The sequence below is a fragment of the Streptomyces sp. NPDC085931 genome (assembly GCF_044540565.1).
Taxonomy (GTDB): Bacteria; Actinomycetota; Actinomycetes; order Streptomycetales; family Streptomycetaceae; genus Streptomyces.
This window is the reverse complement of record NZ_JBITSK010000005.1, coordinates 401176-415807: the sequence shown is the minus strand read 5'-3', so window position 1 is coordinate 415807 and position 14632 is coordinate 401176. Positions and strand designations below refer to the sequence as shown.

Genomic DNA, 14632 nt, shown 5'->3' with positions numbered 1-14632 from the left:
AGGAGGCCGGCGGGACGGATGCCGTCCGCTACGGGAGGAGGGCGCGGGCCTGTTCGCGTGCCGCCGCGGCGGCGTCCGGGAAGATGCCGAGGCCGTGCGCGACCAGGGCGCCCTCGTGCAGCAGCATCAGCGCCCGGGCCAGCTCGCCGGCCCGGTCCGGGGCGATGTCCGCCACGAGGCGCGTGAACAGGTCGAGCATCCACTGCTTCTGCCCGGTGATGACCGGATGGGCCGGGTGGGCGGGGTCGCTGATCTCCGCGTGGGCGTTGACCATGCTGCACCCCTTGGGGCTGAGGTCCGCGGCCCAGGCGCCCGTGGCGTCGAAGACGGCCAGGATCCGCGCGCGCGGATCGGGCCCGGCCGCGTCCAGGTGCGCGGCGAGGAAGGCCCGCCAGCGCTCGTCGCGGTCGGCCAGGTACTCCACGACGATCTGCTCCTTGGAGCCGAACCGGTCGTAGAGCGTCTTCTTCGTCACCCCGGCCTCGGCGGCGATGAGGTCGACCCCGACCGCGTGGATGCCGCGCTCGTAGAACAGCCGGGCGGCGGCGTCCAGGGCGCGGCGGGCGGCGGGGGTCATCACGATCCGGTGCGGGGTCTGCGCGGAGGTGCCCATGGCATCCGAGTATACCGATCTGTATAGTGAGAGGCGAAGGTATACCGATCTGTCTACTCGCGTACTGGTCGTGATGTCGTGAACATCCTCTTCTCCCTCGCCTTCGTCCTGTGCTGGAGCTCCGGCTTCATCGGCGCCAAGCTCGGCGCGGGCAGCGCCTCCGCGCTCACGATCCTGATGTGGCGGTTCCTGCCGCTGGCCGTCGTCCTCGTCGCCGTCGCCGCCCTGATGCGGCCGGCCTGGCGCGGGCTCACCGCCCGGGACGTCACCCGGCAGGCCGTGATCGGCGTGCTGTCGCAGAGCGGCTATCTGCTCAGCGTCTACTACGCGATCCAGCTGGGCGTCTCCAGCGGCACGACCGCCCTGATCGACGGGGTGCAGCCGCTGGTCGCCGGGGCCCTGGCGGGTCCGCTGCTCGGGCAGTACGTCTCGGGCCGGCAGTGGATCGGCCTGGGCCTGGGGCTGAGCGGCGTCGCCGTGGTCACCCTGGCCGACGCGGCGGCCGGCACCGGCGTGGCCCGGTGGGCGTACGCCGTCCCGCTGCTCGGCATGCTGTCCCTGGTCGCGGCCACGTTCCTGGAGAGCCGGTCCCGCTCGCGGGTGGCTCCCTCGGTGTCGCTGACCGTCCACTGCGCCACCAGCGCCGTCCTGTTCAGCGTGCTCGCGCTGGGCACCGGGGTCGCGGCGCCGCCGGCCGAGACCGGGTTCTGGGTCGCGGTGGCCTGGCTGGTGGGACTGTCCACGTTCGGCGGCTACGGGCTGTACTGGCTCATCCTGCGGCGCTCCGGGGTCACCAAGGTCAACACGCTGATGTTCCTGATGGCGCCGGTGACGGCCGTGTGGGGCGCGCTGATGTTCGGGGAGCCGTTCGGCGTGCAGACCGCCCTCGGGCTGGCCGTCTGCCTCGCCGCCGTCGTGCTCGTGCACCGCGGCGGCGGGCGCGGGGGACCGGCGGTGACGGCGGCCCGGGGCGAGCCGTCGGAAAACCGGTGGAGCCGGCCGGCCGGTCGCGCCTAACCTGCGGGGCATGTCCAGCCCCGAGGCGTCCAGACCGTGGCCACCGGCACTCCGGTGGCTGCTCGTGACGTCGATGCCGGGCCGCTGAGGCGCCCGCTCGCTCCGCTGCCGGTGTGCCGTCCGACGTGTCCTGTCCGTCGTCGGCCTCCGGGTGCGGAGTCTTCTCATGCCGTTCGCTCTTCTTCTGCTGGGCCTTGCCGTGTTCGCGCAAGGCACGTCCGAGTTCATGCTGTCCGGGCTGGTGCCGGACATCGCGCGGGATCTGGGGGTGTCCGTTCCCGCGGCGGGGGCGCTGACCTCCGCGTTCGCCGCGGGGATGGTCCTCGGGGCGCCGCTGGTGGCGGGGCTCGCGCGGCGCTGGCCGCGGCGGGGTGCGCTGCTGGCGTTCCTCGTCGTCTTCCTCGCCGTCCATGTCGCCGGTGCGCTCACCGGCAGTTTCGAGGTCCTGCTCGTCACCCGGGTGGTGGGCGCGCTCGCCAACGCCGGGTTCCTCGCCGTCGCTCTCGTGGCCGCCGTGGGGATGGTCCCGCCGGACGCCAAAGGGCGGGCGACGTCCATGCTGCTGGGCGGGGTGACACTGGCCTGCGTGGCCGGGGTGCCCGCCGGGGCCGCGCTGGGCGAACTGTGGGGATGGCGTGCGGCGTTCTGGGCCGTGGCGCTGGTGTCGCTGCCGGCGCTGGTGGCGGTGGCGCGGTCCGTGCCGGGCGGTGCGGCGGGCGGTGCGCCGCCCGCGCTGCGGGGTGAGCTGCGGTCGCTGCGCCGCCCCCGGTTGCTGGGCACGCTGCTGCTGGGCGCCCTCGTCAACGGCGCGACGTTCTGCACCTTCACCTATCTCGCGCCGCTGGTCACCGAGGAGACGGGGCTGGGCGGCGGCTGGGTTCCCGGGGTCCTCGCGCTGTTCGGGGCCGGCTCGTTCGTGGGGGTGACCGTCGCGGGACGGTACGCCGACCGGCGTCCGGTCCCGGTGCTGGCCGGCGGGGGCGTCGCGCTGTGCCTGGGCTGGTGCCTGCTGGCCCTCGGAGCCGGGCACCCGGCGGCGGCGCTCGCGCTCGTCTTCGTCCAGGGCGCGCTGTCCTTCGGCGTCGGCTCCACCCTGATCTCCCAGGCCCTCTACGCGGCCCCGCAGGCACCCACGCTGGCCGGCGGTTTCGCCACGGCGGCGTTCAACGTGGGCGCCGCGCTGGGCCCGTGGGCGGGCGGGGCGGCGATCGACGCGGGCCACGGCTACCGGTCGCCGGTGTGGGTCAGCGCGGTCCTGATCGCACTGGCGGGCGGCGTGGCGGCGGCGACGCGGCGCGGGCGGGAGAGGGCCGCGACCCGACAGTGAGCCCTTGCCGGTGGCGGCCGCTGCGCCGGGGTGGGGGTGCGGTCAGAAGCCGCCGCCGAAGTCCCCTCCCCCGCCGCCGAAGTCGCCGCCGCCGCCGAAGCCTCCTCCGAAGTCGCCGCCGCTGAAGTCCGCGCCCGAGACGTCGCCGCCCTCGTAGCCGCCGAAGTCGCCGTAGCCGGAGCCGTAGTCGGCCCCGTAGGCGGGGCCGGCCATCATGCCGCCGAGCATGGTGCCGACCAGGAGGCCGGGCAGCAGGCCGCCGCCGAAGTAGCCGCCGGCCCAGGGGCCGTAGGCCGGGCCGGCCTCCCAGTACGGGCGGCGGCCGTAGTCCGTGTCGACCTCGCGGATCACCGGGTCGCGGCCCTCGGCCAGCCGCGTGCGGTCGGCCGCGCAGACCGGGACCTCGCGGGCGGCGCCGCCCGGCGGTGTCCAGGTCGCGTCGGTGACCGACGGGCCGTGCCGGGGGTCGAAGAAGCAGGGCGGGCGGCGCTCCGGGAGCGGCCTGCCCTCGCGGCGGGCGGCGAGTCGCGCCAGGGAGAACCGGCCGTCCTCCACGGCCTCGGTGACGGCCTTGACGTCCTCCGGCCGCACCGCCGCGGCCATCAGGGACTTCGCCTGCTCGTAGGCGTCCAGCGCGCGGGCGTAGTCGCCGCGCATCGCTTCGTCGGCGCCGGGCTCGCCGGGGTGGAAGTCGAGGCGGTCGAGTTCCTCGCCGAACGCGGTGATGTCCTCGTCGACGACCACCCGCAGCTTCTCCAGCGCGGCCCGCTGCTCCTCCTCGTGGCGGCGCCGGTTGCGCCGGACCACCGCGTAGGCGCCCGCGCCGCCGGCCGCGACCAGGGCGCCGACCGTGATCAGCCCGCCGACCGGCACGTCACCGCCCGAGCCGTCGCTCCAGCTGCTCGGCGCCGAGCCGCCCACGTTGCGCAGGGCGTCGTCGACGAAGTCGTTCAGCTGGGCCTTGGCGTCACCCGCGCCCCGTACGGCCGTGACCAGGTTGGACACGCCCTGGCGGCTCATCACCGCGCTGTCGGCGCGGGCGTCGAACGCGTCACCGAGACGGACGCCGTACAGGCCGGTCACACCGGTCTCGGTGCGCAGGTTCCGGAAGAGGTCCTGCGTGGGGTAGCCGGCCGGGAGGACCGCCACGAAGACGGGCTTGTCGGCGTCCCTGATCTTGTCGGCGAGCGCCCGCGCGTCCGACTCCGCCAGCTGGTCGCGGGCGGCCGGATCGAAGTACACCGGGTTCTCCCGCAGTTCCTGGGCGACCTTGGTCAGGTCGGTGGCCGCGTGCGCACCCGGCGCACCGGCCAGCAGCACCGCCAGTGCGGCGGCGAACGGCACGATCAGCAGGCGTACGACGGTGCGCACCAGTGCGGCCTTCATATGTTCGAAGCTACCTGAATCGGTACAGAAACGGATATCCGTGAGGCCACGGATTTCGGGGCGCGGCTGCGCCTACGATGCCTCCTGGCCCACTGCCGTGGGCCGGTCCGGCCGGTCCGGCCGAGCGGTCGCAGCAGAAGGGGCGGGAAGAGGGGCGTGTTCACACGACGCAGAGCCGCGGACATGACGGTGTCCGCACTCGCCGAGCTGGACCGGTCGCGGACGCGCGCCGACCTGCTGTGGGACCTGTTCCGGCACGCCGAGGCCGAGGTGACCTCGGCGATCGGCTGGTACCTGGCCCGGCGCCGGGGGCCGGCGATGTGGTCCCGGTCGCTGCGGGCGCTGGCCGCGCTGCTGGGCATCGTCGGCACGCTCACGCCGCTGGTGCACGCCGCGGCGCCCACCGCCGTGCAGCCCGAGTGGGGCTTCGTGTTCCTGGCCGGCGGGGCGGGCTGCGTCCTGTTCGACCGGATCTTCGGCTTCTCCGCCTCCTGGACCCGCTACATCCGCACGGAACTGGCGCTGCAGCAGCTGCTGAAGAAGGCGCAGTCCGACTGGGCGCAGGCGTATCTGCGCACCACCGACTCCCCCAGCGACAAGGAGCAGGCCGCGCTGCTCGCGGTGATCGAGCGGCTGCGGACGGAGGCCCAGCGGATCATCGAGGACGAGGGCACGGCGTGGGTCGGCTACCTGGCCGACGGCGTCGAGGAGCTGACCCGCTCCACGTCCCACGCCGCCGGCCAGCGCCCGCACGCGGCGGGCCTGTTCCGTCTCGACCGCGCGCCGGGCCGGGACAGGAACGGCGACCTGCCCGGGCCCCGCTCCCGCGACACGGCGATGTGACGCCGCCCGGGGCCCGGCCGGTCCCCCGGGGGGACCGGCCGGGCCCGCGGTGCGGTCCCGGTTACTGCACCGGTTCCACGCCCGCCCGCAGCAGGCCGTACGTGTACGCGTCCTCCAGGGCCTGCCAGCTCGCCGCGATGACGTTGTCGGCGACGCCCACCGTCGACCACTCGCCCGAGCCGTCGGAGGTGGCGATCAGCACGCGGGTCGTCGAGTTGGTGCCGTGCTTGCCTTCGAGGATGCGGACCTTGTAGTCCACCAGCTCCAGCTTGGCGAGCTGCGGGTAGATCTTCTCCAGCCCGACGCGCAGGGCCCGGTCCAGGGCGTTGACCGGGCCGTTGCCCTCGGCGGTGGCGACGATGCGCTCGCCCTTGGCCCACAGCTTGACGGTCGCCTCGTTGGCGTGGGACCCGTCGGGCCGGTCCTCGACGATGGCCCGCCAGGACTCGACCTCGAAGTAGCGCAGCGGCCTGCCCTGCACCTCGGTGCGCAGCAGGATCTCGAAACTGGCGTCGGCGGCCTCGTAGGTGTAGCCCCTGAGTTCGCGTTCCTTGACCCGCTCGACGACCCGGCCGACCAGCTCGCGGTCACCGCCGAGGTCGATGCCGAGCTCCTTGCCCTTGAGCTCGATGGAGGCGCGCCCGGCCATGTCGGAGACCAGCATCCGCATGGTGTTGCCGACCTGCTCGGGGTCGATGTGCTGGTACAGGTCCGGGTCGACCTTGATGGCCGAGGCGTGCAGTCCGGCCTTGTGGGCGAAGGCGGACAGGCCCACGTAGGGCTGGTGCGTGGAGGGCGTGAGGTTGACGACCTCGGCGATGGCGTGCGAGATGCGGGTCATCTCGCGCAGGTGCCCGTCGGGCAGGACCTTCCTGCCGTACTTCAGCTCCAGGGCCGCCACGACCGGGAAGAGGTTGGCGTTGCCGACGCGCTCGCCGTAGCCGTTGGCCGTGCACTGCACGTGCGTGGCCCCGGCGTCGACGGCGGCCAGGGTGTTGGCCACCGCGCAGCCCGTGTCGTCCTGGGCGTGGATGCCGAGCCGGGCGCCGGTGTCCGCCAGGACCGTCGCGACGACCGCCTGGACCTGCGCGGGCAGGAAGCCGCCGTTGGTGTCGCACAGGACGACGACGTCGGCGCCGGCCTCGGAGGCGGTGCGTACGACCGTCTTGGCGTACTCCGGGTTGGCGCGGTAGCCGTCGAAGAAGTGCTCGCAGTCGACGAAGACCCGGCGGCCCTGCGCCTTCAGGTGGCGAACCGTGTCGCGGACCATCTCCAGGTTCTCGTCGAGGGTGGTGCGCAGCGCGAGTTCGACATGGCGGTCGTGCGACTTGGCGACCAGCGTGATCACCGGGGCGCCGGACTCCAGCAGTGCTCTGACCTGTGGGTCCTCGGCTGCTGTGGTGCCGGCGCGGCGGGTGGAGCCGAACGCGACCAGCTGGGCGTGGCGGAAGCGGATCTCCTCCTGGGCGCGGGCGAAGAACTCGGTGTCACGGGGGTTCGCGCCGGGCCAGCCGCCCTCGATGAAGCCCACGCCGAAGTCGTCCAGGTGCCGTGCGATGGCGAGCTTGTCCGCGACGGTGAGGTTGATGCCCTCCCGCTGGGCGCCGTCGCGCAGGGTGGTGTCGAAGACGTGGAACGAATCGTCGAGCTCGCTGGTAGCGGTCATGGTGTCAAGGCTCCTGAGGATGGGATCTCGGTCGTACCGGAATGACCGGCTCCACCGCCCTCATACTCCCTCGCGCTCTCGCCTCCGGCTGTGGGTGGGCCAGAAATGCGAAAAACCCCTCGCGGGTGCGAGAGGTCTGCGCGCGGGTCGAGGACGACGGTGTCCACCCGTACGTGGTCGTACGTGGCGGTCACTGCGGACCGGCGCGCCTGCTGCCAATAATCATGGCGAACGAGAGCACGGGGGCAGTCTGGCACAACCCCCGCGCCTCGCTCACAGGTGTCTCAGGATGCGGTCGGTCACCTCGTGTGGCGGACTCCGGGGACCGATCCGTCGTTCCTAGTGCGACCCGGGCGGGTGTTCAGGCGTCCGCGAGAAGGCCGTCGTCGAGGAATTCGCGTACGTGGCGCAGGACGTGCGGCCGGTCGGTGCCGCGCAGGCCGATCGCCACGTGGATGGAGAGGCCGTCCAGCAGGGCGCGCAGCCGGGCGGCGAAGCGGTCCGGGTCGACGCGCCGGAACTCGCCCCGGGAGATGCCCTCGGCGAGCAGGGCGACCAGGTCGCGGTGCCAGGCGCCCTCGATGGCGGCCTGCCGGTCGCGGGCGTCGTCGCCGGCGCCCTGCGAGCGGTTCCAGACCTCCAGCCACAGGGTCCAGTGCGGGTCGCGGTGGCCGTCGGGGACGTACAGGCCGACGTAGGCGTCCAGTCGCTCGCGCGCGGGGGCGGCCCGGGCCAGCAGGCGGGCCCGCTCGGCGCCGAGCCTGCCCTCGCTCCACTCCAGGGTGCGCAGCAGCAGTTCGTCCTTGGAGCCGAAGTAGTAGAGCAGATGACCGCTGCTCATGCCGACCTCGCGCCCGAGCGCGGCCATGGTCAGCTTCTCCAGCCCGCGTTCGGCGATCATCGCCATGGCGGCCGCGAGCACGTCCTCGCGCGGCGGGGCCGGGGTACGCCGACGAGGCGCGGCAGCGGAACTCACCGGCCCGCCACCGCCTCCGGCCCGTTGGCCGCCGGACCGCCGGCGGCGACCCCACCGGCGGCGCCCGCCTCCCGGGAGGTCGCGCGGGGGGTGTGCCGCAGCGCGGCGGGGCGGGCGGCGGTGGGGTGTTCACGGGGGCCGGGGCCGGGCCCCGCCGGAAGCCCGGACGGTTCCGGGGGGCGGGGGCCACGGGACGCGCGGCGCGGCGTTTCGTTCACCCGTACGTTCTACCTGACGGCCGCCCTCGGCTGCTGCTGCGTGATGCAGTGGATGCCGCCACCGCCGGCGAAGATCGTCCGGGCGTCGACCAGGGTCACGGTCCGCTCGGGGAAGAGGCGGCGGAAGATGCCCGCGGCGATCTCGTCGCGCGGGTCGTCGAACGCGCAGAGCACCACGCCGCCGTTGCAGAGGTAGTGGTTGATGTACGAGTAGTCGGCCCAGTGGCCGTCGGCCTCCAGCACGGTCGGGGCGGGCACCTCCACGACCTCCAGGCGCCGGCCCCGGGCGTCCGTCTCCGCCTTCAGCAGGCCGATCACCTCGCGGGTCACCTCGTGGTCGGGGTGGGCGGGATCCGGCTGGGAGTGCGCGACGACGACACCAGGGCGGGCGAACGCCGCGACGATGTCGACGTGGCCGAGGGTGCCGAAGCCGTGCGGCGGATAGTCGCCGGTCAGGCCGCGCGGCAGCCAGATCGCCTTGCGCGTGCCGAGCTGCGCGTGGATCTCGGCCTCGACCTGCTCGCGGGTCCACCCCGGGTTGCGCTCCGGCCCGAGCTGGACGGTCTCGGTGAGCAGGACCGTGCCCTCGCCGTCCACGTGGATCCCCCCGCCCTCGTTGACGAGAGCCGAGGCGTAGGTCCGGGCCCCCGCGAGGTCCGCGACCTGCGCGCCGATCTTCGCGTCGCGGTCCCAGCGGGCCCACTGCTGGGCGCCCCAGCCGTTGAACGTCCAGTCGACGGCGGCCAGTCCACCGCGCCCGTCGATCAGGAAGGTGGGGCCGATGTCGCGCATCCAGGCGTCGTCGAGGTCCCGTTCGACGGTGTCGACGTCCGGCCCGAGCAGCGCGGCGGCCTCGGCGGCCTGCCCCGGCCCGCACACCACCGTCACCGGCTCGAAGCGGCGCACCGCGCGGGCGACGGACGCCCAGGCCGCGCGGGCGGCGGCGAGTTCGCCGGGGTCGCCGAAGGTGGGGTTGGGGGACGGCCAGGCCATCCAGGTGCGCTCGTGCGGGGCCCACTCGGCGGGCATGCGGAAGCCGTCGGCGGCTGCGGACATCGTTGACCTCAGAGGAAGTAGAGACGGTTGAGGGAGACGGACTCGGCCGGCGCCGAGCGCAGCGGCTCGCCGTCGAGCGTGACCAGACCCGTGCGCTGGTCGACGTCCACGGCCCCGGTGCGGGAGTTCAGGCGCAGGTCGGCCGGGCCGATGCCGCGCGTGCCGCGCACGGCGACCCGGCGGCGGCGGGTGGGCAGCAGGTCGTGCCCCTGGTCGGCGGCGGCCTGCGCGACGAACGCCACCGAGATCTCCGCCGGGGTCGCCCCGTGCGCGCCGAACTGCGGTCCGAGGACGAGGGGTTCGCAGGTGTCGGTGGCCGCGTTCGGGTCGCCGGTCACGCCGTAGGCGGGGAAGCCGGCCTTGAGCACCAGCTGCGGCTTGGCGCCGAAGTACTCCGGGCGCCACAGCACGATGTCGGCGAGCTTGCCCACCTCCAGCGAGCCGACCTCGTGCGCCAGGCCGTGCGCGAGGGCCGGGTTGATGGTCAGCTTGGCGATGTAGCGCAGGACGCGCTCGTTGTCGTGGCCGACGCCGGGGTCGCCCAGCTCGGCCTTCATCTTCCCGGCCATCGCGAAGGTGCGGCGGACCGTCTCGCCCGCGCGGCCCATGCCCTGCGCGTCCGAGGAGGTGATGCCGATGGCGCCCAGGTCGTGCAGGACGTCCTCGGCGCCCATGGTCCCGGCGCGGATGCGGTCGCGGGCCAGGGCGGCGTCGCCGGGCAGGTCGGTCTTGAGGTCGTGGACGGAGACGATCATGCCGTAGTGCTCGGCGACGGCGTCCCGGCCGAAGGGCAGGGTCGGGTTGGTGGAGGAGCCGATGACGTTCGGCACACCGGCCATCTTCAGGACGTCGGGGACGTGCCCGCCGCCGCAGCCCTCGATGTGGAAGGCGTGGACGGTCCGCCCCTCCAGCACGCGCAGGGTGTCCTCCACGGAGAGGCACTCGTTCAGGCCGTCGCTGTGCAGGGCGACTTGGACGTCGTGCTCCTCGGCGACCCGCAGGGCGGTGTCCAGCGCCCTGGCGTGGGCGCCCATGTCCTCGTGCACCTTGAAGCCGCTGGCGCCGCCCTCGGCGAGGGCCTCGATCAGCGGAGCCTCGTGGGAGGACGAACCGCGGCCGAGGAAGCCGATGTTGACGGGCCAGGCGTCGAAGGCGCCGAACGCGTGCCGGAGGGCCCAGGGCGAGTTGACGCCGACGCCCCACACGGGCCCGAACTCCTGCCCGATGATCGTGGTCACGCCGGAGGCGAGCGAGGCCTCCATGACGCGCGGCGACAGCAGGTGGACGTGGGTGTCGACGGCTCCCGCGGTGGCGATGAGCCCTTCGCCGGAGACGATCGAGGTGCCCGTGCCGACGGCGACGTCGACGCCGTCGAGGGTGTCGGGGTTCCCGGCCCGTCCGATGGCGTGGATGCGGCCCTCGCGGATGCCGAGGGACACCTTGCGGATGCCCTGCACGGCGTCGATCACCACGACGTTGCTGATCACGACGTCGCAGGTGTCCCGGACGGCGGCGGCCTTGAGGTGCAGTCCGTCCCGGGCGGTCTTGCCGAACCCGGCGAGGAACTCGTCGCCGTGGCGCTGGGAGTCCGACTCGACCCGGACGACCAGCCCCGAGTCGCCGAGGCGGACGCGGTCGCCGGCGCGGGGGCCGTGGGTGGCGGCGTACTCGTGCGGGGTGAGCCGGCGGGCCTGTGCCGGGTGTCCTCCCGGGCGGCTCATCGCCGGTCCTCCTGCCCGGTTGTGCCCGGGACGCCGAGGTAGCCGCAGGCGGCGGCGCGGCGCAGCGCCTCCTCGCGGGCGCCCGGGGCGTCCAGCGGCCCGTCGACCAGCCCGGCGAAGCCGATCGCGATCCGGTCGCCCCCGATCGGCACCAGCCCGACCTCGGCGCTCTGCCCGGGCCCGAACCGCACGGAGGAGCCGGCGGGCACGGCGAGCCGCATGCCGTAGGCGCGCTCGCGGGCGAAGTCCAGGCGCGGGTTGGCCTCGAAGAAGTGGAAGTGGGAGGTGACGGAGACCGGCACGGTGGCGGTGTTGACGACCGTCAGCCGTACCTCCGGCTCCGGCTCGGCGTGGTCCGGGCCGGGCAGCAGCGCGCCCGGCGCGTCCGGCCCCGAACCGCCGCCGATGGGGTCGGAGACGACGGCGAGCCGCGAGCCGTCGTCGAAGACCGCCTCGACGTGGACCTCGGTGACGACGTCGGCGACGCCGGGCAGCACGTCGCCGGGCCCGAGGACGGACCGGGCGGCCTCGACGGCCTCCGCGAGCCGTCGGCCGTCCCGGGCGGCCTCGCACACGGTGTCGGCGATGAGCGCGGTCGCCTCGGGGACGTTCAGTCTCAGCCCCCTGGCTCTGCGGGCGCGGGCCAGCTCGGCGGCGCCGAAGAGCAGCAGCCGGTCGCGTTCGGTCGGGGTCAGCCGCATGTCACTCCCTCCATTTAGAGCATCACTCTAAACATGAATTTCCTGCCTCCGGAAGGTTGACGGCGGAGCATCGCGCACATCACATTGAACGTCGCTCTAACCGAGGGAGACCAGCATGCCGATCGAACAGCGCGGAGTCGACACCGTCCCCGAGGAGGAACGCACCAGCGGGCCACGCGATCTCGTCTCGATCCTGCTCGGCTCCAACCTCTGCCTGGGCGTGATCGTCTTCGGCTGGCTGCCGCCGTCCTTCGGCCTGGACTGGTGGTCGTCGGTGAGCGCGGTGCTGGCGGGCACGGTGGCGGGCGTGGTGTTCACCGCGCCGCTCGCCCTGGTCTCGCTGCGCACCGGCACCAACCTGTCGACGTCCTCCGGCGCCCACTTCGGGGTCCGGGGCCGGCTGGTCGGCTCGGTGGTCGGGCTGCTGCTGGCCCTCGGCTACACCGCGCTGACCGTGTGGATCGGCGGCGACGTGATGGTGGCCGTACTGGGCCGCCTGGCCGGACTGCCGCAGAGCGGCCTGTCCTACGGGATCGTCTACGGGGTGCTCGCGGCGGCCACCGTCGCGGGCGCGGTCTACGGCTACCGGGTGCTGCTGGCGATGTCCCGGGCCCTGGCGTTCGGCATGACGGCCCTGCTGGCGCTCGGGGTGCTCGCCTACGCGCCCGGCTTCACGACGGCCGCGCTGCCGGAGGCCGGCGGCTACCTGCTCGGCGGGTTCTGGCCGACGTGGCTGCTCGCGGCCGTCGCGGCCGGGCTGTCCGGACCGGTCGCCTTCATCACCCTGCTCGGGGACTACACCCGCTACATCTCACCGGCCCGCCACTCCTCGCGCCGGGTGCTGCACGCGACCTGGCTGGGCCTGCTGCTGGGCCTGCTGGTGCCGCAGCTGTTCGGCACGTTCACGGCGTTCGCGGCCCGGGCCGCCCTCGACTACGCGGGCCCGCTGGTGGCGGCGGCCCCCGCCTGGTACCTGGTGCCGCTGCTGCTCGCGGCCTCGGCCGGCTCGGCCGGCAACGCCGGTCTGATGCTGTACTCGATGGGCCTGGACCTGGACGCCATCCTGCCGCGCGCGTCCCGGGCGACGGCGACGTACACGGTCGCGGTCGTGGCCACGGCCGCCGTCTTCGCCGGGCACCACTACTCGACCGCGCAGGGCGCCATGACGTCCTTCGTGCTGCTCCTGACGGCGATCGGCACACCGTGGGCGGTCATCACCCTCATCGGCTTCGCCCGCTGCGGCGGGGTCTACGACGCGGACGCCCTGCAGGTCTTCAACCGCCGGGCGCGGGGCGGCGTCTACTGGTACCGCGCGGGCTGGCACGTCCCGGCGGCCCTCTCCTGGGCGGCCGGCGCGACGACAGGCGTCCTGGCGGTGTCCCTGCCGTCGTACCAGGGCCCCCTGCTGGCCCTCACGGGCGGGGTGGACGTCAGCTTCCTGCTGTCGGGACTGGTGGGCGCAGCGGCGTACCTGCTGTCGGCCCCGGGCTCCGCACGGAGGGAACCCGGGGCGCGGGGGACGGCCGCGCAACCGGCCGACGCGACGGGCACGCGGAACGCGGCGCGTTGATGCGGCGCGGGCGGGACGGAGGGCCGGGACCAGGTCGGAGGCCGGGGCCGCGGGCCGGAGGCAACCAGCCGGGGGTCCGTGAGGCGGGTCCGGCTTCCTGTCCGGTCGATGCGGGCGGTGGGTGAGTGGGGGCCGGAGCCCACCCGCAGGCCCCATACCGGGCCGGAGCCCACCCGCAGGCCACAGACCGGGCCGGAGGCCGGGGCCCAGACCGGAGGTGGGAAGCCGGGCCGCAAGTCGCAGGCAGGAAGCCGGGGGTCCGTGAGGCGGATCCGGCTTCCTGTCCGCCGGTTCGGGTGGTGGGCGCGGGGGGCCGGGGACCCGGGGCGGAGCCCCCGGGTCCGGGAGGGGGCTAGCCCAGCGGGTGCATCCAGCCGTGCTTGTCCTCGGCCGTGCCCCGCTGGATGTCCAGCAGCGCCTGCCGCAGCCGCAGCGTGACCTCGCCCGGCTCTCCCCCGCCCTGCTTCCACTCGCCCCCGGCCCGCTTGACCGTCCCGACCGGCGTGATCACCGCGGCCGTACCGCAGGCGAACACCTCGGTCAGCGACCCGTTCTCCGAGTCCCGCTGCCACTGCTCGACCGAGATCCGGCCCTCCTCCGCCTCGTAGCCGAGGTCGCGGGCGACGGTGAGCAGGGAGTCGCGGGTGACGCCCTCCAGGATCGAGCCGGTCAGGGACGGCGTGACGATCTTGTTCCCGTACACGAAGTACAGGTTCATGCCCCCGAGCTCCTCGACCCAGGTGTGCTTCACCGCGTCGAGATAGCAGACCTGGTCGCAGCCCTTCGCCGCGGCCTCGGCCTGCGCCAGCAGGGACGCCGCGTAGTTGCCGCCGGTCTTCGCGTCGCCCATGCCGCCCGGGACGGCCCGCACCCGGTCCTCGGAGACCCAGATGGACACCGGCTTCACGCCGCCGGGGAAGTAGGCGCCGGCCGGCGAGGCGATCACCAGGAACAGGTACTCGTTGGCCGGCTTCACCCCCAGCCCGACCTCGGTCGCGATCATGAACGGCCGCAGGTAGAGGGACTCCTCGCCACCGTGGGCCGGCACCCACGCCTTGTCCTGCCCGACCAGCGCGTCGCACGCCTCGATGAACGTCTCCACCGGAAGCTCCGGCATCGCCAGCCGCCGCGCCGACCGCTGGAAGCGCTCGGCGTTCTTCTCCGGCCGGAACGTCGCGACCGAGCCGTCGGGGCGGCGGTAGGCCTTCAGCCCCTCGAAGATCTCCTGCGCGTAGTGCAGGACCGTGGTGGCCGGGTCCAGGGAGATCGGCGCGTACGGCACGAGCTGCCCGTCGTGCCAGCCGCGGCCCTCCGTCCACTTGATCGTCACCATGTGGTCGGTGAAGTGGCGGCCGAACCCGGGGTTGGCCAGGATCGCCTCCCGCTCGGCGGCGGAGAGCGGGTTGGCGGAGGGCTTGAGCTCGATCGTGGGCGTCGTCATGGGTTGATGTCCTTCACCGGTTGTAGTGACGGGCCGCGCTCGGTACCGCTCTGGTGAGGACCAGTGCTAGGACGTCCGAGCATTCCCTCATTCCGCG

The 14632-nt window shown here is 74.0% G+C and carries 12 protein-coding genes; 4 read left to right on the top strand and 8 right to left on the bottom strand.

The window, feature by feature from the left end; genetic code table 11:
* Positions 1-28 precede the first annotated feature (28 nt).
* The gene (locus ACIGAN_RS13025) at positions 29-613 is read right to left on the bottom strand and encodes a TetR/AcrR family transcriptional regulator (RefSeq protein ID WP_365744290.1); all 585 of its coding nucleotides are present in this window, start codon (positions 611-613) and stop codon (positions 29-31) included.
* Positions 614-691: 78 nt separating this feature from the next.
* Between ACIGAN_RS13025 and ACIGAN_RS13020 the strand changes: the two genes are divergently transcribed.
* Together ACIGAN_RS13020 and ACIGAN_RS13015 are read left to right on the top strand one after the other, a co-directional pair.
* Entirely contained in the window at positions 692-1630 is a 939-nt protein-coding gene (locus ACIGAN_RS13020) for a DMT family transporter (RefSeq protein WP_399857166.1), read from the top strand.
* 166 nt (positions 1631-1796) lie between these two features.
* On the top strand, positions 1797-2957 hold the full coding sequence (locus tag ACIGAN_RS13015) for a Cmx/CmrA family chloramphenicol efflux MFS transporter (protein WP_399857164.1): 1161 nt from the start codon (positions 1797-1799) through the stop codon (positions 2955-2957).
* A 42-nt stretch (positions 2958-2999) separates the two neighbouring features.
* Here ACIGAN_RS13015 and ACIGAN_RS13010 read toward each other — a convergent pair whose 3' ends face one another.
* Positions 3000-4343 carry a hypothetical protein gene (locus ACIGAN_RS13010; protein WP_399857162.1) on the bottom strand — a complete coding sequence of 448 codons (1344 nt, stop codon included), beginning with the start codon at positions 4341-4343 and terminating at the stop codon, positions 3000-3002.
* Between the two features lie 183 nt (positions 4344-4526).
* On the opposite strand from ACIGAN_RS13010, the gene ACIGAN_RS13005 reads away from it, so the two are divergent.
* Positions 4527-5186, top strand: coding sequence for an SLATT domain-containing protein (locus tag ACIGAN_RS13005; protein ID WP_365098148.1), 660 nt, complete (start codon positions 4527-4529; stop codon positions 5184-5186).
* 61 nt (positions 5187-5247) lie between these two features.
* On the opposite strand, the gene cimA is transcribed toward ACIGAN_RS13005, so the two are convergent.
* The 5 genes from cimA to ureA form a co-directional block, all read right to left on the bottom strand.
* Positions 5248-6852, bottom strand: a complete 1605-nt coding sequence (cimA, locus tag ACIGAN_RS13000) for a citramalate synthase (protein ID WP_365744298.1) — start codon at positions 6850-6852, stop codon at positions 5248-5250.
* Positions 6853-7213: 361 nt separating this feature from the next.
* On the bottom strand, positions 7214-7759 hold the full coding sequence (locus ACIGAN_RS12995) for a TetR/AcrR family transcriptional regulator (protein WP_365098173.1): 546 nt from the start codon (positions 7757-7759) through the stop codon (positions 7214-7216).
* Between the two features lie 296 nt (positions 7760-8055).
* Positions 8056-9102, bottom strand: coding sequence for an agmatine/peptidylarginine deiminase (locus ACIGAN_RS12990; protein ID WP_399857160.1), 1047 nt, complete (start codon positions 9100-9102; stop codon positions 8056-8058).
* An 8-nt stretch (positions 9103-9110) separates the two neighbouring features.
* Positions 9111-10823, bottom strand: a complete 1713-nt coding sequence (locus ACIGAN_RS12985) for an urease subunit alpha (RefSeq protein WP_399857158.1) — start codon at positions 10821-10823, stop codon at positions 9111-9113.
* Positions 10820-11524, bottom strand: a complete 705-nt coding sequence (gene ureA, locus ACIGAN_RS12980) for an urease subunit gamma (protein WP_365744302.1) — start codon at positions 11522-11524, stop codon at positions 10820-10822. The genes ACIGAN_RS12985 and ureA overlap by 4 nt, the downstream gene beginning before the upstream one ends.
* 115 nt (positions 11525-11639) lie before the next feature.
* Here ureA and ACIGAN_RS12975 point away from each other — a divergent pair, with 115 nt between their 5' ends.
* Positions 11640-13094, top strand: coding sequence for a cytosine permease (locus ACIGAN_RS12975; protein WP_399857155.1), 1455 nt, complete (start codon positions 11640-11642; stop codon positions 13092-13094).
* 352 nt (positions 13095-13446) lie between these two features.
* Here ACIGAN_RS12975 and ACIGAN_RS12970 read toward each other — a convergent pair whose 3' ends face one another.
* Positions 13447-14535, bottom strand: a complete 1089-nt coding sequence (locus ACIGAN_RS12970) for a branched-chain amino acid aminotransferase (protein WP_399857153.1) — start codon at positions 14533-14535, stop codon at positions 13447-13449.
* Between the last annotated feature and the right edge of the window lie 97 nt (positions 14536-14632).

What these genes read in the sequence shown, in the direction of transcription:
- ACIGAN_RS12975 (WP_399857155.1), top strand. Translation starts at nt 11,640, where the DNA reads ATGCCGATCGAACAGCGCGGAGTCGACACCGTCCCCGAGGAGGAACGC.
- ACIGAN_RS12990 (WP_399857160.1), bottom strand. Translation starts at nt 9,102, where the DNA reads ATGTCCGCAGCCGCCGACGGCTTCCGCATGCCCGCCGAGTGGGCCCCG.
- ureA (WP_365744302.1), bottom strand. Translation starts at nt 11,524, where the DNA reads ATGCGGCTGACCCCGACCGAACGCGACCGGCTGCTGCTCTTCGGCGCC.
- ACIGAN_RS12985 (WP_399857158.1), bottom strand. Translation starts at nt 10,823, where the DNA reads ATGAGCCGCCCGGGAGGACACCCGGCACAGGCCCGCCGGCTCACCCCG.
- ACIGAN_RS13025 (WP_365744290.1), bottom strand. Translation starts at nt 613, where the DNA reads ATGGGCACCTCCGCGCAGACCCCGCACCGGATCGTGATGACCCCCGCC.
- ACIGAN_RS12995 (WP_365098173.1), bottom strand. Translation starts at nt 7,759, where the DNA reads ATGGCGATGATCGCCGAACGCGGGCTGGAGAAGCTGACCATGGCCGCG.
- ACIGAN_RS13010 (WP_399857162.1), bottom strand. Translation starts at nt 4,343, where the DNA reads ATGAAGGCCGCACTGGTGCGCACCGTCGTACGCCTGCTGATCGTGCCG.
- ACIGAN_RS13015 (WP_399857164.1), top strand. Translation starts at nt 1,797, where the DNA reads ATGCCGTTCGCTCTTCTTCTGCTGGGCCTTGCCGTGTTCGCGCAAGGC.
- ACIGAN_RS12970 (WP_399857153.1), bottom strand. Translation starts at nt 14,535, where the DNA reads ATGACGACGCCCACGATCGAGCTCAAGCCCTCCGCCAACCCGCTCTCC.
- ACIGAN_RS13005 (WP_365098148.1), top strand. Translation starts at nt 4,527, where the DNA reads ATGACGGTGTCCGCACTCGCCGAGCTGGACCGGTCGCGGACGCGCGCC.
- cimA (WP_365744298.1), bottom strand. Translation starts at nt 6,852, where the DNA reads ATGACCGCTACCAGCGAGCTCGACGATTCGTTCCACGTCTTCGACACC.